The sequence below is a fragment of the Gammaproteobacteria bacterium genome (genome assembly GCA_035546635.1).
GTDB lineage: Bacteria > Pseudomonadota > Gammaproteobacteria > JAURND01 > JAURND01 > DASZWJ01.
In genome coordinates this window covers 1-24,147 of sequence record DASZWJ010000010.1, presented here as the reverse complement: position 1 = coordinate 24,147, position 24,147 = coordinate 1, and the positions used below count along the sequence as shown (strand labels likewise).

19 protein-coding genes are annotated in these 24,147 nt (G+C 40.0%); 16 read left to right on the top strand and 3 right to left on the bottom strand.

Annotated elements, in window-relative coordinates:
• Positions 1–248: 248 nt before the first annotated feature.
• Positions 249–1,079, top strand: a complete 831-nt coding sequence (locus VHE99_01860; protein HVV67772.1) for a hypothetical protein — start codon at positions 249–251, stop codon at positions 1,077–1,079.
• A gap of 252 nt (positions 1,080–1,331) precedes the next feature.
• On the opposite strand, the gene tssF is transcribed toward VHE99_01860, so the two are convergent.
• Positions 1,332–3,173 carry a type VI secretion system baseplate subunit TssF gene (gene tssF, locus VHE99_01855; GenBank protein ID HVV67771.1) on the bottom strand — a complete coding sequence of 614 codons (1,842 nt, stop codon included), beginning with the start codon at positions 3,171–3,173 and terminating at the stop codon, positions 1,332–1,334.
• Positions 3,174–3,437: 264 nt separating this feature from the next.
• Here tssF and VHE99_01850 point away from each other — a divergent pair, with 264 nt between their 5' ends.
• Positions 3,438–3,929 carry a type VI secretion system tube protein Hcp gene (locus VHE99_01850; protein HVV67770.1) on the top strand — a complete coding sequence of 164 codons (492 nt, stop codon included), beginning with the start codon at positions 3,438–3,440 and terminating at the stop codon, positions 3,927–3,929.
• 149 nt (positions 3,930–4,078) lie between these two features.
• On the opposite strand, the gene tssA is transcribed toward VHE99_01850, so the two are convergent.
• Positions 4,079–5,170 (bottom strand): type VI secretion system protein TssA, encoded by a 1,092-nt coding sequence (tssA, locus tag VHE99_01845; GenBank protein ID HVV67769.1) that lies wholly within the window; start codon positions 5,168–5,170, stop codon positions 4,079–4,081.
• A 35-nt stretch (positions 5,171–5,205) separates the two neighbouring features.
• Here tssA and VHE99_01840 point away from each other — a divergent pair, with 35 nt between their 5' ends.
• The 13 genes from VHE99_01840 (at position 5,206) to VHE99_01780 (ending at position 21,410) form a co-directional block, all read left to right on the top strand.
• Entirely contained in the window at positions 5,206–5,643 is a 438-nt protein-coding gene (locus VHE99_01840; protein HVV67768.1) for a hypothetical protein, read from the top strand.
• Positions 5,644–5,660: 17 nt separating this feature from the next.
• Entirely contained in the window at positions 5,661–6,119 is a 459-nt protein-coding gene (gene tssJ / locus VHE99_01835; protein HVV67767.1) for a type VI secretion system lipoprotein TssJ, read from the top strand.
• A gap of 110 nt (positions 6,120–6,229) precedes the next feature.
• Positions 6,230–7,597 carry a type VI secretion system baseplate subunit TssK gene (gene tssK / locus VHE99_01830; GenBank protein HVV67766.1) on the top strand — a complete coding sequence of 456 codons (1,368 nt, stop codon included), beginning with the start codon at positions 6,230–6,232 and terminating at the stop codon, positions 7,595–7,597.
• Positions 7,590–8,369: a type IVB secretion system protein IcmH/DotU gene (gene icmH / locus VHE99_01825; GenBank protein ID HVV67765.1), complete on the top strand. Its 780-nt coding sequence runs from the start codon at positions 7,590–7,592 to the stop codon at positions 8,367–8,369. The genes tssK and icmH overlap by 8 nt, the downstream gene beginning before the upstream one ends.
• A gap of 82 nt (positions 8,370–8,451) precedes the next feature.
• Positions 8,452–11,862: a type VI secretion system membrane subunit TssM gene (tssM, locus tag VHE99_01820; GenBank protein ID HVV67764.1), complete on the top strand. Its 3,411-nt coding sequence runs from the start codon at positions 8,452–8,454 to the stop codon at positions 11,860–11,862.
• Between the two features lie 58 nt (positions 11,863–11,920).
• Complete coding sequence (tssB, locus tag VHE99_01815; protein ID HVV67763.1) at positions 11,921–12,427, top strand: type VI secretion system contractile sheath small subunit; 507 nt, start codon at positions 11,921–11,923, stop codon at positions 12,425–12,427.
• Positions 12,428–12,463: 36 nt separating this feature from the next.
• Positions 12,464–13,945 (top strand): type VI secretion system contractile sheath large subunit, encoded by a 1,482-nt coding sequence (gene tssC / locus VHE99_01810; protein ID HVV67762.1) that lies wholly within the window; start codon positions 12,464–12,466, stop codon positions 13,943–13,945.
• A gap of 182 nt (positions 13,946–14,127) precedes the next feature.
• Entirely contained in the window at positions 14,128–15,162 is a 1,035-nt protein-coding gene (gene tssG / locus VHE99_01805) for a type VI secretion system baseplate subunit TssG (protein HVV67761.1), read from the top strand.
• Between the two features lie 73 nt (positions 15,163–15,235).
• Entirely contained in the window at positions 15,236–17,881 is a 2,646-nt protein-coding gene (gene tssH, locus VHE99_01800) for a type VI secretion system ATPase TssH (protein ID HVV67760.1), read from the top strand.
• A gap of 16 nt (positions 17,882–17,897) precedes the next feature.
• Positions 17,898–19,229, top strand: coding sequence for a type VI secretion system contractile sheath large subunit (gene tssC, locus VHE99_01795; protein HVV67759.1), 1,332 nt, complete (start codon positions 17,898–17,900; stop codon positions 19,227–19,229).
• A 45-nt stretch (positions 19,230–19,274) separates the two neighbouring features.
• Entirely contained in the window at positions 19,275–19,766 is a 492-nt protein-coding gene (gene tssE, locus VHE99_01790; GenBank protein ID HVV67758.1) for a type VI secretion system baseplate subunit TssE, read from the top strand.
• Positions 19,767–19,873: 107 nt separating this feature from the next.
• Positions 19,874–20,776 (top strand): Rpn family recombination-promoting nuclease/putative transposase, encoded by a 903-nt coding sequence (locus VHE99_01785; protein HVV67757.1) that lies wholly within the window; start codon positions 19,874–19,876, stop codon positions 20,774–20,776.
• Positions 20,777–20,807: 31 nt separating this feature from the next.
• The gene (locus VHE99_01780; GenBank protein HVV67756.1) at positions 20,808–21,410 is read left to right on the top strand and encodes a pentapeptide repeat-containing protein; all 603 of its coding nucleotides are present in this window, start codon (positions 20,808–20,810) and stop codon (positions 21,408–21,410) included.
• 32 nt (positions 21,411–21,442) lie between these two features.
• Here the strand turns inward: VHE99_01780 and VHE99_01775 are convergent, their stop codons facing one another.
• Positions 21,443–22,723: an MFS transporter gene (locus VHE99_01775; protein HVV67755.1), complete on the bottom strand. Its 1,281-nt coding sequence runs from the start codon at positions 22,721–22,723 to the stop codon at positions 21,443–21,445.
• 203 nt (positions 22,724–22,926) lie between these two features.
• Here VHE99_01775 and VHE99_01770 point away from each other — a divergent pair, with 203 nt between their 5' ends.
• Entirely contained in the window at positions 22,927–24,033 is a 1,107-nt protein-coding gene (locus tag VHE99_01770) for a hypothetical protein (GenBank protein HVV67754.1), read from the top strand.
• Positions 24,034–24,147 lie beyond the last annotated feature (114 nt).

Here is a 24,147-nt window from a genome sequence, read left to right as displayed (position 1 = left end):
ATCAAGAAATGCTCTAAATTGACGCCTTTTTTCATAAATTCACCCCTTTTCCTTAAGTTAGGTGAATTATGAGGCAACGTTGGGGTTTTTACCTTTAAATTGGGGGTCCTTCGGTTAGGTTATTTCTGAGGCAATTCGAATTCCATATTTTATTTTTTGTCTTAATAATGTCATAAGAAAATATTGCTAATCTACTTGTGTTTTCTGGATAGTTACACGACAAAATTATGAAAAATGAGGAAAAGATAATGACAGCGCAAACAAGAAATGAATTTAAAACAAAAACATCATTAAGTTTTTTATTTGAAGATGATGAGTTTGATATATCAGAAGAAGGCAGCAGTAGATTGGATAAGATAAGTAATGAGCTTTATCTTAGATGTCAAGAATTACAAATAATGCTGTATGATAAAGAAAATATAAATCCAATTAAAGAATCTCAATGTGAAAGACAAATTGAAAAACTTATTAAGGACATAGAAAGTATAAATGAAAAAGACAAAGAACATTTAAAATTAAAAGCAAAAGATGCAGTAACAAAGCTGGCAAATAAAGCAGCATATGCTAAAATTAAAAAATTAAAGGAAAATTCTGCTGATCCAAATGAAGTGCGTGAGGAGAAAGTTAAATTCAATATTCTTATAGAAATTATAAAAGATTCTTTTAATATATCTTCGAGAAAATCTTTTAAAAAAAGTCCTTCCGCTCAAACTCCTTTTGATGTAAATCTGATTTCCTCTTCTCCGAACAAAAGTGAAAAGAAATCCATTCTAAAATCAACTAATAAATCTCCAGTAGCATCTACAAGAGCAAAAGCTAAACATGCTGTCTATTTTGGTCAAAGTGAAATAAAAACTTGCAGAGAACACAAAAAGATAACTTTAAAAAGTCCACAAGCTACAATGGCTGAACTACCTTCGGGGCCAATAGATCGAATGCAGATGGAACCATTCAAGATTAAGAAACCGATACGAAGAGCTGGGATAAAAACACCTAGTAGCCATACAAATACAATCGTAACTCGTCAATTTTACCCTGAGGATGAAGGGGGTGGAGTTCCGACGCTAGCAAGAAAGTAACCACTGTGAAATGCGTAGTGTGCTATAAGTAATTTCATGTGAATTGCCCTGCCTAGATAAATTGGCAATCAAATTGCCAATTTATCTAGGTAGATTGCAGCTGCAATTATTTTTTTGGCGAAAAAACACGGCGATGAAGTGTCTGTTTAAACCAGCTGCTTAAGTATTTCGGGTTGAAATCAAATCAGCCCAGACTGTAAGCCAGGATTTTTTTATCATCTATGCTATTGGCAGGCTTTGGCTGAAGTTTGGTCAAAGCACTGTTTTATCACCTGCCCGTGGTGCAAACCGCAAAATCTCTTGTTGTCGATTTTTAATCACCAATTGCGTGAATAAATTCACACTCGTATGCAAACCAAAAAAGTGGCTTAATATCGATCCAAATAAAAATAAATTACCGCTGCTGAATTTCGTTTCATCAACTATTAAAGTGATTTCAGACCCCTGCAGGAAAGGATTCCCCCTGTGTCCGGTGGGGCTACGAATGAAAAGATTATGACTGCTGATCTCAAGTAATCCTTCCAGCATATTTAAATGTTCATCCGATTGATCAAAGTCATAAAGGTTTAGCAAGCTCCGTAGTGTTTCTATACCCTCTTCATCATTGGTCAGCGCAAGATGATTTAAGGTGAGCTGAGATACATAACGCCAGCGACCGCTATGCTGAGAAAACGGGCGGCGCACTGGTGTCATTGGCGTGAGGCAAGTGATTTTAGTAATGAAATCCGGTGTGAGCGGATACATCCTCAATCCTTTAGAGTCAGCATTGAATTGCAGTTGCTCTGGTAAATCCCGATTGGTGCAAGATATCTCTGCATGAATCACCCATCTTTCTGGATTAAACCGTGCTAATTCCCGATCGCTGAACGCAAGAAAAACTTCTGAACCCCGCATGGGATAATGTCCAGCTTCCCAGGCGGGCTTGCGTACCACATGATAATAAGCATCATTTTGATAATGCTTCAAGCCATAAAATGGTAAAAATTCAATGGTTTCTTCATTAAAAGTGCTGGCGGTGACCTTTTTTACTGCATAAATTTCAGTTGTTTCTGGGCTTAATTTTGTTTCAGGAATGAGATTGTATTCGGTTTGTGTGTTAGTAAAAGTAATGGGTTCAGCAATATGGTCATAAAGATTGACTATCGGTGTACAACCTAATGCAAAAAAATCAACATTGATTTTTTTCTCCAATGCAGGATTTAATTGGTTTAAATAAAAATAAATATGCAACTGATCCTGCGGAGATGTGAGTTTTTCGCTGATGGCTTGCTCTAACCCCACGAGATCAAAAAATAAAAATTTCTCTGGAAAAGCAAAAAATTCGCTCAACAAACGATACCCCATAAAAGTGCGCTTGCTATAGGGCAACATACCTTCTGTTTCTTTAAAACCGACCGGCTGCAGACAATATTTTGGCTCAAAAATAGCGGGTGCCGGATCGGTAGCGGAATGAGCAATGGCAATGATGGCCGTGTGTTGAAAGAGTAAAGCATAAACAGCATGAGCATATTGTGTTGGCGCATTAATGAAAAAACGCAGCACATCGATTTTAATTTTATCAACAGCAACGCTGGTATGTGTACAAGCTAGACTTAAACGCAGTACGGAAGAGCAATCATTGGCGTTTGCGATAATAGGAGCGGTAGTCGGCTTTGCTGTGAGTTTCGCTTCAATAGGAACAAGTGGCACCAGCTCAACTGGATAACAGGTTTTAAATCTGCAAGCGTGGCCATGGATAGTTTCACTGAATAGCACGCTGTTCTCCGGCAGCATCTTTGGAGCCAGCAATTGTTCTGCATGTATTTGCAAATGGCATATAGCCATCGCCGGAATAGGAGAGAGTGCATTCGGGTGCAGTATTTGCAATAGCGCATCGCTAACTTCTGAAAAATCATCCTCAAGTTTTTGACGCACACGTGCATTAGAAAACGCCACGGCTTCAATTAGGCGAGCAACATGCGGATCCTCGATACTGTTGGGGCCTAGGCGTAGTTTGCCTGCAATTTTCGGATGTGCTGCGGCGAACTTGGCGCCTAATTGGCGTATAAAGGCCAGTTCCTCCTGGTAGTGTTGCAGTAGTGTATCTTGTTTCATAGATGGCTCATAAATTAGTATGCATTAATATGCATATATTTCTCAAGGTTGGCATAAGACTAGCAAGTAAACTATTAGGCGGTCAAGCTAATTGTATTCATTTGCAAATACTTATGTAAATAGAAATTTTATTTACAGTATTGACTATTTGATTTGTTTGTATAAATAATTACAACATCTGAAATATATAGCATTTCAGATAGATAATACATATTAATGTCATTAACATGTGACAATCAAATTTTAACTATATGGAGTTAACAAATGCCAATTTACATGCATATCGAAGGTATCGAAGGAGATGTTACGGCTAAAGGCCACGAAAAATGGATCGAATTGAATTCTCTAAATTTTGGAGTCAGTCGCGACATTAAAACACGCAACGGTAAAGCATCGGATCGTGAAAAAACCTTACCCAATGTCGGTGAAATTATAGTGGGTATGAACATGAGCAAAAGCTCACCCAATATTTTCAATGAAGCCTGCATAGGTAAGGCAAAAAAAACCATAGAGATTGATGTGTGTCAAACCACCACGGGCGAACCCAAAACTTATTTGCGATACACATTAAGTGAAGTTTTGTTAAGCAACTACCAGGTGCACATCGATCATGATGCCGAACGCGTAGAGCCGTTGGAAAAAATTAATCTGAATTTTAACAAGATAGTTATGAAATACACGCAGTTTAGCGATGGCAATACCCCATTGGCGCCGACTGCTGCAGGTTATGATTTAACAACAGGTACCAAGGTTTAAATTTAAGGTAACTGCTCACCTTAGGTGAGCAGTTACAATTTACGTTGCTTATAATTTTGTATTTGGTTGAAATCGTTTGAGTTTTCTCCTCCTCTCATCCTACAAGGAGATTCCCTTCGATCATAGATGGGTGAAGGAAAAGAGAAATTTTACTCAAAACGAATTCCTGTCAAATGAGCCAACTGTCCACGTGCAGCCTCATCCAGGATCAATTCTTTGAGTAATTCAGGCAAAGGTGTTCTAGCCCAACGCACAACGCGCTCCAGCATATAGGAAACAGGGGAGTGCGGTTCGGTGGTTCGAAAAAATTCAGCTGCTTGCAGCAAACTATGTAAGACCTGTTCCCTAGAAAAATTTATTTCAGAGAGCTGTGGATTATCTGATTGAACAGATGTAGCAGTTTGCATAACAGTAGGCGTAGAAATTGCTGTCTTGATATTTTCTGATGTCGATACATTGACGCAATTTAAACAATCAAGGCAAGCATTAAGCTGCGCTAATATACGAGAAGATGGAGGAGCATATTCACCACATTTTTCCTGTAAAACTTTCATAAGCTGCTGAAATTCCTGAATACATTCCTGCAATATCTTGCGTTGTGAATTCAGAAATTCGAAAGGATTTGCATTAAGTGCACGTTCTATCATTTCCAAACTAAAACATCCGGCAGTGATACGTTGAGAACGTTTTTCAGGATCAGTGATATTGAGCAATTCTAGTGCTTGGCGATATTGCCATAATGCAATCGTATTTTCAGAATTAGGAGGAGTTAAAGGAGTTAATGCAATGGGTGTGATAAGCGAGCCTTCAACCGCTTCCCCATTTAAGCCGGCCAGGGGTGCAACGAGTGAAATTAACCCATCTTCATCAGGCAAAGGGTAAAGTTTACCCCAAAATTTTTCACACAATTGCCGCGCCAGACTAAAGCCCGCGAGAAGCCCTGGAAAACCTTGCTCACGCAACAGCGCTTCAATCAACCAGGCAGTGACTTCAAGGTCTTTAGATTGGGTAGATAGAATATTAATCGCCATGTCATAAACCGAGCTCCAATCTGGGCGAGTAGATTTTTCATTCCCCTGTATTTGTTGTCGTTCAATGGTGCGCAAATGAGTTCTTGCATCTTTGAGCTGATGATAAAAGGGGATCAGTGTTTTGTCCTCACGCAGATTTTTTCCTGTAGGTTCTTTGCGGGAAATCGGTGCAAGCAGTGCGGTAAAGTCAAGAAGAGTTGTAGATGACATAAATTTATCATTCCTATTTTAGGTGAAAAAAAATTATGCTAGCAAAAATAAAAAATAAAAACATTACGCTAAGTCAAATTAATTTTAAGAAGATGAGTAAAGATTTTATTGAAGAGCAGACCATTACGACTAGCTATGTAAAATACGAAAATCAAAATTTATCGGGAGATATCTTAAATAAACAATACAATGGTTTTGGAGTAGATGTCTTGTTAAAACATCAATCCATTGCAAATGATCCATTAAATTTTTTATTTCAGAGTGCTGCATCTATTGCAACAACAGAGTGTCTGGTAAGTAAACATAGTTGGAGACCATTGCCACTTTTAAATCAATATTTTGATACACAAAGAACAACGGTGGGGTCAACTGAAAATAAAGCAATCATTTATGAAACTATGCCGCTTGAGATAGATAAATTGCAAGGAAATATTTTGCAAGAGCTTGGAATATTCTCTGACAGCAATACATAACAACAACAGGAACTAAAATGAAATATCCATCACTACTTACCACCAAGCTGTTTTTTTTATTGTTAGCATTTATTTTATTAATCACCGGATGTGCCAAGACCCACCATGCCACAGCAGCAATTGAATCAACCAATTTCCTCAATCCAAACATCTATCAACAGCCTTCGCCAGTCGTGGTCATCATTTATCAGCTTAAATCATCCACCGCGTTTCAACAGGCAAACTTTTTTGCATTGAGTGACAACGCACAAACCCTATTAGGTGCAGAGCTACTGGATAAACGCGAAATTGAAATAAGACCTGGACAAAAACAAAGTGTACCTATGGATTTATCTCCTGAAGCCAATTATATCGGGGTAATTGCGGAATTTCGTGATCCAGACACTGCACAATGGCGTCAAATTAAACAGATTAAACCAGGAAAGAATGTGAAACTACAAATACGTTTATCAACACAAAATATCAGTATTGACTAGGATTAAATTCTTTCTAAAAACATCCGCCTCCCTTGTCTGTGATCGAAGGGAACTCCCTTGGAGAGGAAGAAAAAATGCTGTTAAATATAAACCACGGAAAATAAAACATCATGACATTATCTGATAAAGTCATCTGGTCTGAAGGCATGTTTCTGCATCCGCATCACTTGCAGCAACAAGAGCGATATTTTGACAATCAGCGGGTCGAACATACCCATATGATTAACCCCTATGCCTGGGGCATCACCGAATTAAAACTGGATGAAGAATTATTACCACTTGGAAAGCTAACATTGAAATCCTGTAAGGGTATTTTGCCGGATGGCACTTTATTCAATATTCCAGCACGAGACAGAGCGCCTTTATCCATTGACATCCCCCTTGGAACTAGCAACAGCATTATTTATTTAGCATTACCACTGAAACGCGCCGGAGTATACGAAGCCAGCCCTATGCTTGAAGAGGATAAAACCAACTATCGTTACCATGTTGATACCATTGAAGTATCAGACAGTAATGCCGGATCAGAAGTCATCACCCCATTACAAATAGGCAAACTATCTTTGCGCTTACTAAGAGAAGATCAAGACAGACAGGGATTTAGCTGCTTAGGATTAGCGCGAATCTTGGAAGTGCGCAAAGATCATAAAATTCTACTCGACGAACATTACCTCCCGACTTGTCTCAATGTCCATGCGGTACCGAATTTTTCAGAATTTATTGATGAAATTCAGGGTTTGGTCCATTACCGCGGTAATATGCTGATGGAGCGTCTTTTGCAAGGTAATAGCGGCGGTGTGGCTGAAATTGCCGATTTTATGTTGCTGCAGATTATGAATCGCTATGAGCCATTGCTGCAGCATTTTTCCAATCTACAAAGTTTGCATCCTGAAAAACTATACCACACACTTGTGCAACTGGTCGGTGAAATCTCCACCTTCACACATTGGCAACGCCGTCCTGCAGTCATGGAAAATTATTTACATGATGATCTGCAGACAATTTTTCAACCTATAATATCCGAAATTCGTCGCAGTTTAAGCCTGGTATTGGAAGAAGGAGCAGTTGCACTTAAGATCGAAGCACAAGAACCTAACCTCTGGGTATCTATACTCAGCGATAAATCGTTATTAGATAAAGCCAATTTGGTTTTAGCAGTCAGTGCCAACATACCGCAGGAAAACCTGCGTTTACAGTTCCCTGCCCAAGTTAAAGTCGCACCGGTTGAAGAAATACGTAGCTTAGTCAATCGAGCACTACCTGGTATCGAACTCAGCATACTCCCCGTTGCGCCACGGCAAATTCCGTATTACGCCAACTTTGCATATTTTACTTTAAATCACCGCCATGTCTTTTGGGAACAGCTTAAAAAATCAGCTGGACTAGCCTTCCACGTCGGTGGTGATTTTCCGGGATTACATTTGGAATTATGGGCCGTGAAAGATAAACCCTTATCCATGGATAAACGCTATGAATGAGAATATACAACTAACCCCCACTGTCCAGGAAACACAGCGACTTTCGCATCAAGCAATCTCCTTTATGCAACTAAGCGGATTGAATCCTCTGGTATCTGCGGCTATGCCATTGCTGTTATTGATGATTAAACTGCGTCAGATAAAACAGTTGGAGTCGCAACAAATTTCTGTACTGCGCCATCAGCTTATCAATGAAATAGTCGCTTTTGTAGAAGCCGTAAAAAAATTGCAATATCAACCACGCATCATTTTAGCCGCACGTTACTGTTTATGTACTGCACTGGATGAAGCGATTTTATCTACCAATTGGGGTAATAACAGCGCCTGGTCACACCAAACACTCTTGAGCATTATTCAGAAAGAAACCTGGGGTGGTGAAAGATTTTTTATTATTTTGGAAGAAATGGCAAAATCCCCGATGGAAAATCTCGCCTTGTTGGAATTGCTATACCTAATTTTAAGCTTGGGTTTTGAAGGTCGATACTACAATCAAGAACAAGCAACGCGTGATGAAGTCAGGCATCGACTTTTTTATTTGATTTCTCTACATAAAGAAGAACCTGAAAAAGTGCTTTCGCCCAGTTTGAGCGTATTGCAAAAAACACCTGCTCCTAGTCGGCGAATATTTTCAAGGTGGAAAATGCTGGGAATAACGTTTGCAGTATTTATGAGTGCTTGGCTGATATTCAATGTTGCAACTGGGTTATCAGGTCATGAGGTATTGCAAGCGTTAAATAATATTAATCAGCAGTTGCAGAATGCAGCTAAATAATTGTGTGACTTTCACCCCGGGTGATAACCATTGCAGATGGAAGACCAAAGAATACAACTATTTATAAATTAAAGAGACCCCAATGCCAACATTTTTACCCCGCATAACCAAATTCACCCTGGCGCTATTATTCGCATTACTTGTCGCTAGTATATGGTTCTTACCGCATCTAATAGGCTGGGACACCGAATACAGCTTCACCAACACCGTCATACAACTACTGCTCACTCTCATATTGTTGTTAGTCGCGGGCATCATCCTTTATGTAAAATATCTTCATCACTCCGAACCCGCTGAAGAAAACCCAATCGCAAAAACCGCAAAAATAACTCAAGCCAAAGCATCTTGGCATATCTTTCATGAAGAAACTAAAGCACTTTACAAGGCATTACAGATTTTCTTTCTACATTGGGGACGGCAGAAAAAGCATTTTCTAAAAAAATTGCCTTGGTACATATTATTAGGTCATGGTGGCAGTGGCAAAACCAGTTTGCTGGCTCAGGCCAATCTCAACATCTTCCCCACTGAACATCTGCCGGATGAAGTACTGAAAAATGCTTGTCAACATACTTGGCAGTTTACCAATCAAGCCGTATTCTTAGAATTGCCTTTTGAAATGTTGGACCAAAATGATGAAGATCACAGCCAAAAAAATTCACCGTTAGAATATATTAATAAACATTCACCTTTTCTGGCTGCATTGTTGAAATTTATCAGACGCAAGCGCCGCAAAAACCGCTTAAACGGCGTGGTCATTACTTTGGAATTGCCAGATATCATCTTTCGTACTGAAACTAAAGGACTTGCACAGCAACAACAATTAAAAACTACATTAAACCGCATCTATTCTGCATTGCAAACACAGATACCCATCTATTTGGTTTTCACAAAATGTGATTTAATCGCCGGTTTTCGTGAATTTTTTGCGGATCTTTCCAAAGAAGAACGTGAACAAAATTGGGGCATTGTTTTTCCGCAAACACCTTTACCTAACCACCACAAAGCACAGGAATATTTTAATAAAGAATTTGATGCGCTCATCACCAGGCTGCAACAACGTCTGCTCACCCGTTTAGAAACAGAACGAAACGCCGATCATCGCGCGCTCCTTTGCTATTTTCCACAGCAAATAGCAGCGCTCAAACCCATATTGGCAGATTTAATATTGCAGGATGAAACTGCACAATTACGTGGACTGTATTTTTGCAGTAACTTACAGCAAGGCGTGCCTATGGATAGGCTGATGTCGCAACTCTCGGCACATTTTAATTTAGAAGATTTTTCGCCTTTACAAAATTTTCCTCAGAAGAAATCTTTTTTTTCACAAAAATTTTTTCCGCAAATTGTATTTCCCGAAGTTAACCGAGTGTTATCCTCATCCTATTGGCGTCACCATCATCAAATGATCGATCGCATTACCTTAGCTGGGATGGCTTTATTCTTGATGATGACTATTGGTGGATTTTCCTATTCTTTTCAGCAAAATAAAACGGCTTTGGATACTATTGCCGAGTATTTACCTATTTATCAGCAAGCAGTGAATAATTGGCATCCTGAGAATACAGATCTTGCCAGTACGCTCCCGGTTCTGGACAGTCTCAAAAGTATCCAAAATGAATATGCGGATAAATCTACCTGGCCGATGTGGTTGGAAATTTATGACCCGTTGCATATGCGCAAACAAATCGATCAAGTGTGGCAACAGACCTTAAATAACCTATTGACGCCACGTATTGCTTCACGTCTTGGCACCCTGTTGCTTGATGAACATTTGCCTACTGAAACTTTATATCAAGTACTAAAAGGCTATTTAGTATTCAGTCCAGGAATTCAAGCTAATCCGCAATGGATAAGAGCACCCATGCGTGCTGATTTGGCTGTTACTTTTAAGGATAATCCTGAAGACCAAACTGCTCTGAATGCCTATATCACTGAAGTTGCACAGCATCCGGTCAAGCCTGTTATTCTTGACGATACCTTAATCACAACTGTCAGAAAACGGCTCCGGCAAGTGCCCCCAGTACAGTTTGCGTATTATGAAATAAAGCAGGAAGCGGAAAATTCCCACAATCAGCTTGATCTAAGCCAGAAACTTGAGCCATATTTCTCCGAGGTATTTGTTCACCAAACAGACAGTACTGCTGCTTTGCCTGCGCTTTATACTTATGCTGGATATAAAAGCTTAGTAGGTGGTAAGAGCGAAGCATTAATTCGCCATACAGCAGAAATCTATCGGATTTTAGGTATTGATGCGAAGGTAGATACACAGACATTAAGCTTACAGATGACCCCGGAATTATGGGGCTTATATAACACCGACTACATACAATACTGGCAACATACTCTGGCAGATATCCACATCGTGCCATTTAACAGTTTATCGCAAGCAGTGCAAACCTTAGATACCCTGCTAGATGTAAAACACAGCCCACTCACCAAACTACTACATGAAGTGAAACAAAATACGGCAGATATTAATGATCGCTATATGCAAGTTTCATCGCAATTTGCCAGCATCAATCAGATGACCGGTTTTTCTAAAAGCGCATTGCAATACGCCCACACTTTGAAAACACTGTCTGCTTTACGTGATTATCTAATGACATTAAGTAATTCTACTAACGTCGCACAAAAAGAATTCCAAGATGCCAGCAGCATTATGCTAAACACCGTGCCCAATCATCCGATTGTGGTACTGCGCCATCAAGCGCAACAACTGCCAGAGCCCCTAAATACTTGGTTTACTGAAATTGCTGACAACAGCATGAGCTTATTACTTAAAGGCGCCCATCAGACTGCCAATATCGCTTGGAAAAATGCAGTGTTACCCTTTTATCAAACTAATTTACAAGGTCGCTTTCCATTGATTGCCTCTTCAGAGAATGTCGTCGATATGACTAATTTCGGCAGCTTCTTTGGCAACCAAGGCATTTATGCAAACTATTTTAAAACTTATCTGGCGCCGTTTATTGATACACATGGTAGAGAATGGCGGCAGTATACATTCGGACAGCATTCCTTGGGTTTATCTAATGCAACCCTAGCGCAGCTATACCGCGCCAGCCTTATTACCGCGATGTATTTTCAAGCAGGAGATAACACACCCAGTGTGCAATTTTCACTTCAACCGCGCTATTTAGATCCAGAAGCCAGTAGTATCAATATACAGCTCGCCAATCAAACCCTGACTTATCGTCATGGTCCACCTCAAGCTATCCATTGGCGCTGGCCATTTGCCGGAGATACCCAGCAAGTGAGTTTTTCTTTCAGTGATTTCCACAATCAAAATTTCAGTCGCAGTTTTGACGGTGCTTGGGGATGGTTCCGATTGTTGAATGCAACAAGCCTGAAGAAAACGGACACTCCAGGTCATGCTATTTGGACATTAAAACAAGGCCAATATACTGCAAGTTTTGATTTATGGACACCGAATAATTTACCGGTATTTGATTTAAACATTTTGAATGGATTAGCTCTGCCGGAGGAAATTTAAAAATCCCCTTTTTAAATAGGGAAGTCATTACACCACAACACAACCTAAGGAGACGCAAATGGAAAGTATCCATAACAAACTAGAAAAAGTTCGCAAACCTCGCGTACATATCAAATATGAAGTTGAAACCGAAAACGCCACCGTCGTAAAAGAACTACCTTTTGTCGTCGGCGTACTCGGTGATTTTTCCGGTGACCCCACCGAACCCTTAAAACCCTTGCGGGAACGCAAATTTGTGCAAGTAGATCGCGACAATTTTAATGATGTCATGAAACGCATGACGCCAGGTCTTAAACTCTCTGTTGAAAACACCATCAAAGCAGATGGCAGTGAACTGGGCGTTAATCTAAATTTTAAATCCATAGAAGATTTTGAACCTGCTGCAGTCGCTGAGCAAATTCCGGCATTAAAAAAATTACTGGATACACGTAACAGCCTGCGCGATTTATTAACGAAAATAGATCGTTCTGATGAACTAGAAAATCTTCTGGAACGCATTTTGCAAAATACCGAAGAATTAACTCAACTATCGGCAGAATTAGGACTAGAAAAAGCTAAAACATAAAGTCACCCAATATTGATAAATCAAAGGATCAACTCCATGAATCAAACACAAAACTTATCACAAAAACACATCCATGCCGAAACCAGTTTATTGGAACAAGCCATCAACGTCACCTGGCAAACTGAGCGCTCAGAAGCAGAGCAGCTGCTGCGTACCCTAAGCGAAGAAGCATTAAAAGGAACTATTTCCTGGGATAGTAACTTAATCGCCACCATCAATGCGGCTATCAAAGGCATAGATGAAATCATTTCCAAGCAGCTGGCAGTCATTATGCACCAGGAAAAATTCAAAAAACTCGAAGGGAGTTGGCGCGGTTTGCATTACTTTGTCACCAATACAGAAACTAATGCTAACTTACGTATCAAAGTACTCAACATTTCCCGCGAAGCACTGGGAAAAGATTTAAGCAAAGCTTCCGAATTCGATCAAAGTCAGCTTTACAAATTGGTTTATGAAACTGAATTTGGCGCGCCAGGCGGCGAACCCTATGGTGCTTTGATTGGAGATTATGAATTCAGCAATCATCCAGAAGATATTGAGCTACTAACGAAAATATCTAATGTGGCGGCTGCAGGATTCTGTCCGTTTATTTCTGCGGCTAGCCCTAAATTATTTGGCTTTAACAGCTGGACGCGCCTGTCACATCCACGTGATCTGGAAAGTATTTTCAACTCCGTGGAATATGCCAAATGGCGCAGCCTGCGTGAGTCAGAAGATTCACGTTTTCTGACGCTGACTATGCCGCGGGTCTTGGCCCGTGCACCTTATGGACAACTCACCCGGCCGATAGAAGAATTTAATTACGAGGAAGGATTGCCTAATACAGAAGGTAAACCACTCAAACTAGCTCACGATGATTACTGTTGGATGAATGCGGCGTATGCATTAGGTACGCGCCTCACCAATGCATTCAGTCGTTCAGGTTGGTGTACGGCTATCCGGGGTCCTGAAGGCGGCGGTCGTATCAATAATCTGCCGTTACATACTTTTATCAGTGATGATGGCGACCTCGATGCGGCCTGCCCTACGGAAATTGGCATCACTGACCGGCGTGAGGCGGAACTGGGACGTTTGGGTTTCCTGCCGTTATGCCATTATAAAAATACGGATTATGCAGTGTTTTTTGGCGCTCAAACCCTACAGAAGGCGCAAAAATATGACAAACCGGAGGCGACTGCCAATGCGGCTATTTCTGCACGCTTGCCATATCTGATGGCGACTTCACGTTTTGCGCATTATCTAAAAGTGATGGGACGGGACAAGATCGGTTCCTTTATGGAAGCAGAAGAGGTGGAAGCTTGGTTAAACAATTGGTTGAATAATTATGTGAATGGTAATGCTGAATCGGGTCAAGATATGAAGGCACGCTTTCCATTAGCAGAAGCACGTGTGCAGGTGGAAGCTGTACCAGGACGTCCGGGTGCTTATCAGGCAGTTGCCTGGCTGCGACCTTGGTTGCAATTGGAGGAGTTGACTACTTCTTTGCGGTTGGTTGCGAATATTCCGCAGATTAAATAAAAAGGTGGCGCCATTCCATCGGCTGCATTGTTAAGGGAGGGGCTCATCAGGCGATCGAGTTCATGGATGAACCTACCTTGCGTACATGGACGTATTCACAGCGTGTCTGATGAGCTTCTTCCCGGCAATGCAGCCTTACCTTAAAGCTGCTCATTCATGTCTACCACATAAAATTTTAAAAAATGCCACTAGCCACTACAGCCACCCCAATTTTAGATGCTACTTTGCAACAGCTACTCGCTAAGCCACAGCAATTCGATTTTTTTCAAGCTGTGCGTTTGGTCAATCAGAAAATTAGTTCTAGCGCTTTATGTGAAAGCAAGGATGGGAGTTTCAATATCCGTTTTCGTACTACGCCTTTGCTACGATTTCCAGCTAATGCAATTGACCAAATAAAACTAATGTATTCAGAAAGCACCCACATTTGGGAGTTTGAATTTCAAGTCAGTTTTCTTGGGTTATGTGGCGCTTCTGGTTTACTGCCGAATCATTACACAGAATTATTGTTGCAGCGTTTGCAAGAAAAAGACAGTGCATTATCAGATTTTTTTGACGTATTTAATCATCGCATGGTGTCATTATTTTATTCTGCTTGGCAGAAAAACCAGTTTTACATCGGCTATGAACAAGCAAAGTTAGGCGATAGCTCGCAGAATCATTTTACCCACATGTTGCGTTGTTTGACTGGGAAAAACAGCTCGCAGTGTCTAATACCTGATGAAACACGGTTATTCTACGCTGGCTATTTTGCCGACCAGCACCGCTCAGCTTGGGTCTTGCAAAATATTTTAAGTGATTTTTTTGCAATAACGGTGAGGGTTAAACAATTTCAGAACAAATGCCGGTTTTTGGCAGCTAAAGATTGTACTCGACTAGGGTTTAGTCATTATAACCAGCTGGGTATAAATACAGTGTTAGGAAGTCGTGTTTGGGATTGTCAGTATCATTTTCGTCTAGTGTTGGGACCTTTGTCCTATCCGCAGTTTAAGCAATTTTTACCAGGTCAAAGCAAACTGCGAACATTGATCGTACTGGTGAAGGATTATATTGGCAATGCTATGACCTTTGATATTGGCTTGATGCTAAAAATCGAAGAGATTCCAGAGTACAAATTGGGTGCAAAATATGAAATAGCCTTGGGGCGTAATGCTTGGCTCAAGGGAAGGTCATTACATTTGATCGAATGTTCCTCCTTAGTTGTTATTAATGGAGGATGATACTACGTCTTTTCGAAGTAGTGCCGCTTTTCATTTGTGAAAAAATATTGAATAACTAATTAATGGAAAAAACATGGCAAATTTAAATTTAAAAAATTTAATTCAAACTTTAAACTTCATCTGTCAGCAAACCTTAGAAGCTGCTGCCGGCGCTTGCGTATCAGCCAGTCATTACAATGTAGAAATCGAACATTGGATTTTAAAGCTGCTCAATACACCACACAGTGACATCGTATTGATTGCAGCTCATTACGGTTTAAATTCCAAACGCTTGATTCAAGAACTGACGCAAAGTCTTTCGCGTTTAAAAACTGGAAATGCTCAAGCACCCGCACTTTCGCAGCGTTTGATTGATTTAATACGTGAAGCTTTATTAGCTGCACAACTGGAGTTTAATGCGACGCATATACGCTCAGCCTATTTATTATACGCCTTATTATCTGAGCAAAGCCTCAACCGTGTATTTAGTAACATTGTTTCAGAATTTGCAAAAATAAAAATTGATAATTTCCGTCAGGAATTGTCAGCTATTGTCGAAAATAGTATCGAACAAACCTATCAAAATCCTACACTAGAAGAAACACAGACCTTAACTAGTTCCACATCCGCACTCGATCAATATACCATCAATTTAACACAGTTAGCACAATCAGAAAAAATTGATCCAGTTTTGGGACGCGATGAAGAAATACGCCAGGTGATGGATATTTTAATGCGACGGCGTCAAAACAACCCCATTTTAATCGGTGAACCCGGCGTAGGGAAAACTGCTATCGTAGAAGGTTTGGCCTTGCGGATTAAACAAGGTGAGGTACCTCCGGCATTGCGAAATGTAACAGTCCGTACCTTAGATTTAGGTTTGCTGCAAGCAGGCGCTGGCATAAAGGGAGAATTTGAAAATCGTTTGAAAGCAGTGATTCAGGAAGTAAAAACTGCATCACAGCCTGTCATATTGTTTGTGGATGAAGCGCATACTTTAGTGGGTGCAGGGGCGGCAGCCGGACAGAATGATTGTGCTAATTTACTAAAACCAGCATTAGCACGTGGTGAGCTGCGCACCATCGCTGCGACGACCTGGAGTGAATATAAAAAATACTTTGAACAAGACGCTGCATTGACACGGCGTTTTCAAGTCGTGAAGGTCGAAGAACCCAGTGCTGAAACGACAATCACTATGTTGCATGGTTTATGTGCACATTTGGAACAGCATCATGGGGTTCGCATCTTGGATGAGGCGATCAGAACGGCAGTGTATTTATCCAGCCGCTATATTGCTGACCGGCAGTTACCTGATAAAGCCATCAGTGTACTGGATACGGCTTGTGCGCGTCTTGCCATCCGTGATACCAGCCACAGCCCGGCCATAGAAAATTACCAGTCGCAGCTACAACAGCTAGCAACAGAAATAGCCGTTTTAACACGTGAAGAAAAAAGCGGCGCCGCGCATCAAGAGCGCTTGGTTAAATTACGTCACCACGAGCAACAATACCAAAGATCATTACATGCGCTAAAAACGCGTTTTGAGCAAGAAAAAAAATTAATCAATGCTATTCGTGCAACCCGTTTGCAGCTTGAAGAAAAATCAACCGAGGTTTCTGAGGTTTCCCAGTCGAATGACGCTCGAACAACTTTGTATAAACAGCTGAAAAAATTAACTACCCAATTAAAAAAATTACAGAAAGATGCCCCATTATTACAGGATTGTGTGGATGCACAAGCGATTGCGGAAATTATTTCAGCATGGACTGGGATACCGTTAGGTAAGATGCTAAAAGATGAAATCCGCACACTCTTAGACTTGACGCCACGGCTTCAGCAACGCATCAAAGGACAAACACATGCATTATCTGCCATTGTCAAACGTATTCACACTGCACGTGCTGAGTTAGTTGATCCGCGTAAACCGATAGGCACTTTTTTATTCGTGGGGCCAAGTGGCGTGGGAAAAACTGAAACCGCACTGGTATTAGCAGAGATATTATATGGCGGTGCGCAGAATATGTCTGTTATCAATTTGTCTGAGTTCAAAGAAGAGCATAAAGTCTCTTTGTTAATGGGCTCACCACCTGGCTATGTTGGCTACGGCGAAGGCGGGGTATTAACTGAGGCAGTGCGCAAGCGTCCTTACAGTTTAGTGTTATTAGATGAAATTGAAAAAGCCCATCCAGGTGTGCAGGATATTTTTTATCAAGTTTTTGATAAAGGTATGTTGCGAGATGGGCAGGGCAGAGATATTAATTTTAAAAATACTTTAATGATTTTAACTTCCAATGTGGGTAGTGACTTGATAACTGAATTGTGTGCTGATGTAGATAATTTGCCTGATATTGAGGCGCTGCAACAGGCATTACAACCCGAACTGGCCAAATTTTTCAAACCGGCTTTTTTAGGCCGTGTGACGTTGGTACCATATTTACCTTTATCCGATAAATTGATGCATGAAATTATTGAATTACAACTACAGCATATAAAAGAGCGGGTTATGAAACAGTATTCGGCTACTTTGACTTATGCAAAATCTGTGGTATCGCATATTGCTTCTCGCTGTAAGGAAGTGCAAACGGGTGCAAGAAATATCGATCATCTTTTAACTGGCAGTTTATTGCCGGAATTATCAGTTTATTTTTTAACACAATTAGCTGAGAAGCGGAAAATAAAAACTGTACATGTTGGTATTGATGAGCGACAGCAGTTTGTATATGCATATGAGAGTGTTTAAATTTCAGGAAAATTATATGCAATCCAGCAACGCAGTTCAGCGTATCCAACATTTGATCGCCGCAATCGATCAATTAATACAAACACAAATAAATAAAGTGTTACACCATCCACAGTTTCAACAATTAGAAGCTAGTTTTCGTGGATTATATTATCTGGCAGGTGAAATATCTCAAAATAATCAGCCTCGCGTTAAACTGAAAGTTTTAAATATTTCTTGGCAAGAGCTAAGCAAAGACCTATCTCGAGCAGCTGAATTTGATCAGAGTCAATTATTTCTGAAAATCTATACCAATGAATTCGGTCAACCTGGCGGTGAACCCTTTGGTCTACTCATAGGAGATTATTGCATTTCTCACCGCCCCTGCAAAGGCATTGATAATATCTCTATTCTGCGTACGATCACCAAAATTGCCGCTGCTGCATTTGCTCCCTTTATCGCTGCGATTGCTCCTGGCTTTTTAGGTTTTGACGATTTTGCTAATTTGACGCCCGGCTTAAATCTTAATCGCACTTTTCAACAGGCAGAGTATCAGCAATGGAAAGCCCTGCGTCAGGATGAAGATGCACGTTTTTTAGGATTATTGTTGCCCCAAATATTATTACGCTTGCCTTGGCAGAAAACAAAAGCTTTGCGTCATCCCTTTTATTTTAATGAAGAAACTGCCACCCATAGCGCTTATTTATGGGGAAATCCAGCCTGGTGTTTTGCAGCAGTTGCGGTGCGCACTTTTGAACAAACCGGTTGGTTCAGTGCTATCCGTGGTGCAGGTGGGGAATTTATAGGAGGTCGTATCCAGAATTTACCTAGTCCTGTTGTCAATGTCGATCAATCCATGCTAGCGCTAAAAGCCCCGGTCAATGTGTATATTACCGATAACCAGGAAAAAGAATTAACGGATCAGGGGTTTATTCCCGTGTGCAGTTCTAAAAAACCTGGGATGGTGCTTTTTTACGATTGCCCATCAGTACAAAAACCCAAAACACATGACTCATCCAATGCCAGTGAAAATAGTAAACTCTCAAGTCAGCTGCATTATATTTTATGTGTTTCGCGTTTTGCACATTATGTAAAAATAATTGCCAGAAATAAAATGGGCACTTTTACTAGCGCTAAAGATTGTGAGAAAAAATTACAAGATTGGATACATCAATATGTGGTTGCCAGCCAAGATTTAAGTGAAACATTAAAAATCAAGTATCCATTGCGCGACGCCAAAGTGGAAGTGTTTGAGCGTCCTGGCGATACCGGAGTGTATTTGTGTACTATGCATATCAGCCCACATTATCAGTTTGATTTTGTACAAACAGATTTGCGGTTTATCACGGAGTTGGCGTATGTGCGCTAAGTTAAGTCTGAGTAGTTCAAAATAAATTTTTTGAGGAAATCGTGTATGAAAAATTTACCGCACAAACCTATGCTCATGGCAACCCTATTGGATCAACTGATAAATGCGATACCCGACAATGCATATGAATCAATCCAATCGCAGCATCAGAAAATTGAACAACTACACGTCAGTGTGCGTCGCGATCTTGAAAACTTGTTAAATACGCGTCGGCCGGAATTTACTTGGCCGGTGGTTTGGCGAGAGTTGAACCAGTCGCTACTAAACTATGGTATTGCTGATCTGACTGGACGTGATCTAAGCAGCATAGCCTTACAAAATAAACTCTGTGAAGAATTGGCCGCCACCATAGAACTCTTTGAAACGCGATTGCAGCAGGTTAAAGTCAAATTGCAAGAAACCAGTCAGCAATCCGATAGAATGTTACGTATACGCATAGAAGCAGTGTTAGTAGCGAATGTGACGCCAGAGTATATTATATTTGATTCGGTATTAGAGCCGGATATTGGTAGTTTTCGAATAATGGAAACAGATTAGCGAAAGGAGTTCTTTCGGTAATTTTCAAGGAAAATTGCTATACTTACCCCATGATTTATGCAATACTTTTGTGTAAATCTTGGATTACTCAAAGAGGATAGTTTCTCATGACTAAATTAGTGCGTTTTGATTGGGCGATTAAATATTTGCTGCGCAATAAAGCTAACTTCGATATTTTAGAGGGCTTTTTATCGGAATTACTCAAAACACCAATTCATATTGAAACCATTCTAGAATCAGAAGGTAACAAACTCGACGCCAATGATAAATTTAACCGTGTTGATTTATTGGTTAAAACCGATAAAGGTCAACATATTATTATCGAAGTGCAATGCTCCAGCCAGTGGGATTATTTAAGTCGTATTTTATACGGTGCATCAAAAGTCGTTTGTGAATATCTACGTGCAGGAGATGCTTATAAAAACATTCATAAAGTCATTTCCGTCAGCATTGTGTTTTTCAACTTAGGCACAGGTAAAGATTATCTTTACCATGGTAACACCGTGTTTCGCGGATTACATTATGGCGATATTTTAGGTTTAAACCCACATGAACAAGCGGTTTATAGTACCGAACATAATCCATTAATTGAGACGCCTGAGAAAATTTTTCCTGAATATTATCTTATTAAAGTGACTCAATTTCATGAGCAAGTACGAGATAAACTTGATGAATGGATTTATTTTTTGAAACATGGAGAAATCAAGCAAGAATTTTCAGCTCAAGGCATCCGAAGTGCAGCAGAGAAGCTCAATACACTGCATTTAAATGAGGAACAACGGCGAGTTTATGCGCACTATCAAGAGGCATTACATGATGAAGCCAGTTTAAATGAGATGTTTCGTGTAATAAAACAGGAAGGCGAGACTGAAGGCGAAGCTAGAGGTGAAGCTAAAGGTCGACTCTTAGAGCGCCAACAAATTGCTAAATCCCTCAAACAAGCCGGTTTATCAGATCAACAAATCGCTGAGGGTACTGGATTATCTATGGAAGAAATTCGTAAACTTTGATGTGCACATTAAGATATTTTTCAGGATCTTTATGCTAAATTTAAATGAAAATCAAGATGTATACATAAATCAGAACTTTAAATCACTCCATTTGACTGCGACAGAAATTATCGCAAAAGAATTTGATAACTGCACATTTACACAATGCAATTTTAGTGATACTGCATTTCGTAATTGCAAATTTTATGAATGTAGTTTTATGAATTGTAACCTTAGCATGATCTCGATAAAAGGTTGTTCTTTTTTTGACACGGCATTCGAAGAAACTAAAGCCATTGGTATTAATTGGACTCAAGCAGCCTGGCCAACAATTAAGTTGAGCAGTCCGTTACGATTTTTTAAATGTGTTTTAAACCACTGTTCTTTTTTTGGATTATTTTTAAGAGAAATTTCTATCATTGAATGTAGCGCCAAAGAAGTAGATTTTAGAGAAGCAGATTGCCTGGATGCTGATTTTACTGATACCGATCTTGAAAGTAGTCTATTTGGCAAGACTAATCTTACTAGAGCTGATTTCTCCACTGCTAGCAATTATCACATCGATGTATTTGAAAATGAACTCAAGCAGGCGAAGTTTTCTTTACCAGAAGCGGTGAATTTGTTGAGTTGTTTGGGGATTGAATTGGTTGATTAATTTATAGGGTTTTAATTGTGTTAGCAATGGACTCAAGACAATTTAGAGAATTTTTCCCTGAGCTCTTTATCTGGATGTTGAAAAATAATAATACTTAATGCAGAAAGCAAAGATAAGCCTGCCATTAAGTAAATTGCTACATTAAAATTACCTGTCAAATCAGAAAATAGCCCAGTGAGATAAGGCGCCAGAATGCCAGCAAGAGCGAGTGCGCTATCCATAATACCAAGACTCGTTCCTGCACGATCTTTCGCCAAATCCGTATTTAATGAATAAAAAACCGCATTAGGCATCATGCCAAAGCCTAAACCCAATGATATACCAATAATCGCAGTAACAACTGAGGGTGATAGAACCACCCAGATTAGACAAATTGCCGATACAATCTGACAAATCCAGATCATATGCGATCTAGCAATCCGCAGACTATGAAAACGCATCCACAATCGATCTGAAAGAAACCCACCCAGCAATAACATAGCTGATGCCACTAGCCAAGGGATCATTAGAAAAATGCCAATGGTCTTAAGTTGGATATGATGGGTTTGCTCAAAATAGCCAGGCAGCCAGATAATCGAGAAAAACAGCAAATACCCAAATGTGAAGAAAGCAAAATTATTGCTAATGAGGCTAGGGCTCAATAACATAAATCGCCAACTGGTGTGGACATTACCCTTGGTTTTTGATTTTTCCCAAGTCACGCCCGCGTCCTTTAAGCATTGTAATTCTGCTTTTGAAATGTGTTTACTTTCATGTGGATAGTCGCGGAATAGTAGCATCCAGACCAGCGCCCAAATAATTCCCAGAGAGCCTAGGCTGATAAACATCACTCTCCACCCGAACCAGGTAATCAACCAACTGATGACCGGAGCCCCGATAACTGAAGATAAAGGTACAGCAACCAGTGCAAATGCAAATGCCCGCGCCGCTTCGCGTGGTAGTAACCAGTTTGCAGTCACGCGCGATAATGCAGGAAAACCCGGACCTTCTGCAGCGCCCAACAATACCCGGAATATAAACAACCATAAAAAACCATTGGCAAAGCCCAACATCATGCAGGCCAATGACCATATCACCGCTGAAATTGCCCAAATGCGTCTAGAACCATAACGATCAACTAATATGCCGCCACCAACGGTCATCACTAGATAACCAATACCAAATCCTGCAGCGATAATGCCAAAATCGGCGTTAGTTAACCCAAAGGTTTTTTCAAGTGGCGAAATCGCATAGGACAGCGCTGCGCGATCAAGATAAGTAATGATAATAGCGATAAAGGCCAGCCCAATAACGAACCAACGATAATGTCGCATGCATCCCTCTTTATTGCGGTGGGTTCTGGTAAATTGATTGTTTTAATTTGGTAATAATTTAGTGTAGGATTATGTACATAATTTGAACCTTACTTCAAGAGGTTATCAATGATTTAGAGAAGATTATGCAATGCTTTTGAAAGATCTTCCATGATGAATGTTATGATTTATAACTTATAAAAATATTTTGTAGGAGAACTAGGTTGGAAAAGAAAAAAGAAAAAAAGGCAAGCGTAGATGATGGCAAAGGTTTTGACAGCGGTCAGGCTGAAAATAAGCAGCCAACTACAAAACATTTTTTAGGCGAAGAAAAGCACGCAGGAGATATGGATGAGGCGTCCCAGTTTCTTATTGAGCAGATTTTGCAAGAAGATGTAAATAAGCTGGAAAAAAAGAATTCGTCTGTTAAGCTAAACTATGAAAAAAAGGAAAAAAAAGAACGCCATAGGCCAATGCCTCCCCCATTGTCAGAAAATTTACTTGATAATGAAATGTGGCTAATAGCTGAATTAGTACAAAAAGTTGAATCTTTGGCAACAAAAGTAGGCGCAGTGCAAAAGCAACAAACAGACAAAAAATTGACGACAAAAAGTTTTAGTTTTATTACAGATAAGCCAATGTTGTGGGGGATTTGGTCGCTGCCTATTCTTGAAGAGGTCGAGATGGCTTTAGCTGGGGCATACTCAAAACAAACTAAGAGTTTGCAAGGACAAGAATTGCTGAGGAAAACAACGCAAAATTTAGCAAAAATATTTCAAGAGTTGTGTTCTATTGTTGTCGCAGAATTGAAAAAGGAACTCCACGAATCTAATCTTGATTATTTGCAAAAATTATCGCAAGCGGGACAAAAATTATTTATTTTTGGAACAAACCTTCAAAAATTTAAAGTGATTGTAGATTTAAAAAAACTCAGTCAATTTACAGCTTCAGCCACTAGTTTGGTGAACACGCTTAAAGAATCGAAAAACGCATTAGGTACAGTCAAAAACAGTGGTTGGAGTTTTTCTTCTATACTAGATATTTTTAGTTCTAATAAAGAATTAAATAGTAGAATTTCGGTTTCAAATACAAGCAGCAGTGCAAGTGTTAGCTCAAGTTCTAGTTCAAGCATATCAAGTAGCAGATCAAGCCAGCGAAGGGTTACCTTTGCAGCAGGTACCAAGGCGGATGAACCGGATGAACAAGAACACAAAAAGCTTACTCCCTCATCAGCTCTTTGGGTGCCTCCTACCCCACAAAGTCAGCAGAAAAAATCAGATACGGCTAAATTAACAATAGTTAGTCTGGACTTTAGCCAATTATGCCGCTAAAGCCAGCTGACAAATCAAAGCATTAGCCTGATTGGCCGTAATTTTTAATAAATCACTCTCATTTTCAGACTTTGAAAAATACTTTTTGGTCAAAATTGATTTTCTGACCAGCGT

Excerpts from the sequence above, each read along its gene's own strand:
- VHE99_01860 (HVV67772.1), top strand. The coding sequence starts at position 249 with ATGACAGCGCAAACAAGAAATGAATTTAAAACAAAAACATCATTAAGT.
- tssF (HVV67771.1), bottom strand. The coding sequence starts at position 3,173 with ATGAAACAAGATACACTACTGCAACACTACCAGGAGGAACTGGCCTTT.
- VHE99_01850 (HVV67770.1), top strand. The coding sequence starts at position 3,438 with ATGCCAATTTACATGCATATCGAAGGTATCGAAGGAGATGTTACGGCT.
- tssA (HVV67769.1), bottom strand. The coding sequence starts at position 5,170 with ATGTCATCTACAACTCTTCTTGACTTTACCGCACTGCTTGCACCGATT.
- VHE99_01840 (HVV67768.1), top strand. The coding sequence starts at position 5,206 with ATGCTAGCAAAAATAAAAAATAAAAACATTACGCTAAGTCAAATTAAT.
- tssJ (HVV67767.1), top strand. The coding sequence starts at position 5,661 with ATGAAATATCCATCACTACTTACCACCAAGCTGTTTTTTTTATTGTTA.
- tssK (HVV67766.1), top strand. The coding sequence starts at position 6,230 with ATGACATTATCTGATAAAGTCATCTGGTCTGAAGGCATGTTTCTGCAT.
- icmH (HVV67765.1), top strand. The coding sequence starts at position 7,590 with ATGAATGAGAATATACAACTAACCCCCACTGTCCAGGAAACACAGCGA.
- tssM (HVV67764.1), top strand. The coding sequence starts at position 8,452 with ATGCCAACATTTTTACCCCGCATAACCAAATTCACCCTGGCGCTATTA.
- tssB (HVV67763.1), top strand. The coding sequence starts at position 11,921 with ATGGAAAGTATCCATAACAAACTAGAAAAAGTTCGCAAACCTCGCGTA.
- tssC (HVV67762.1), top strand. The coding sequence starts at position 12,464 with ATGAATCAAACACAAAACTTATCACAAAAACACATCCATGCCGAAACC.
- tssG (HVV67761.1), top strand. The coding sequence starts at position 14,128 with ATGCCACTAGCCACTACAGCCACCCCAATTTTAGATGCTACTTTGCAA.
- tssH (HVV67760.1), top strand. The coding sequence starts at position 15,236 with ATGGCAAATTTAAATTTAAAAAATTTAATTCAAACTTTAAACTTCATC.
- tssC (HVV67759.1), top strand. The coding sequence starts at position 17,898 with ATGCAATCCAGCAACGCAGTTCAGCGTATCCAACATTTGATCGCCGCA.
- tssE (HVV67758.1), top strand. The coding sequence starts at position 19,275 with ATGAAAAATTTACCGCACAAACCTATGCTCATGGCAACCCTATTGGAT.
- VHE99_01785 (HVV67757.1), top strand. The coding sequence starts at position 19,874 with ATGACTAAATTAGTGCGTTTTGATTGGGCGATTAAATATTTGCTGCGC.
- VHE99_01780 (HVV67756.1), top strand. The coding sequence starts at position 20,808 with ATGCTAAATTTAAATGAAAATCAAGATGTATACATAAATCAGAACTTT.
- VHE99_01775 (HVV67755.1), bottom strand. The coding sequence starts at position 22,723 with ATGCGACATTATCGTTGGTTCGTTATTGGGCTGGCCTTTATCGCTATT.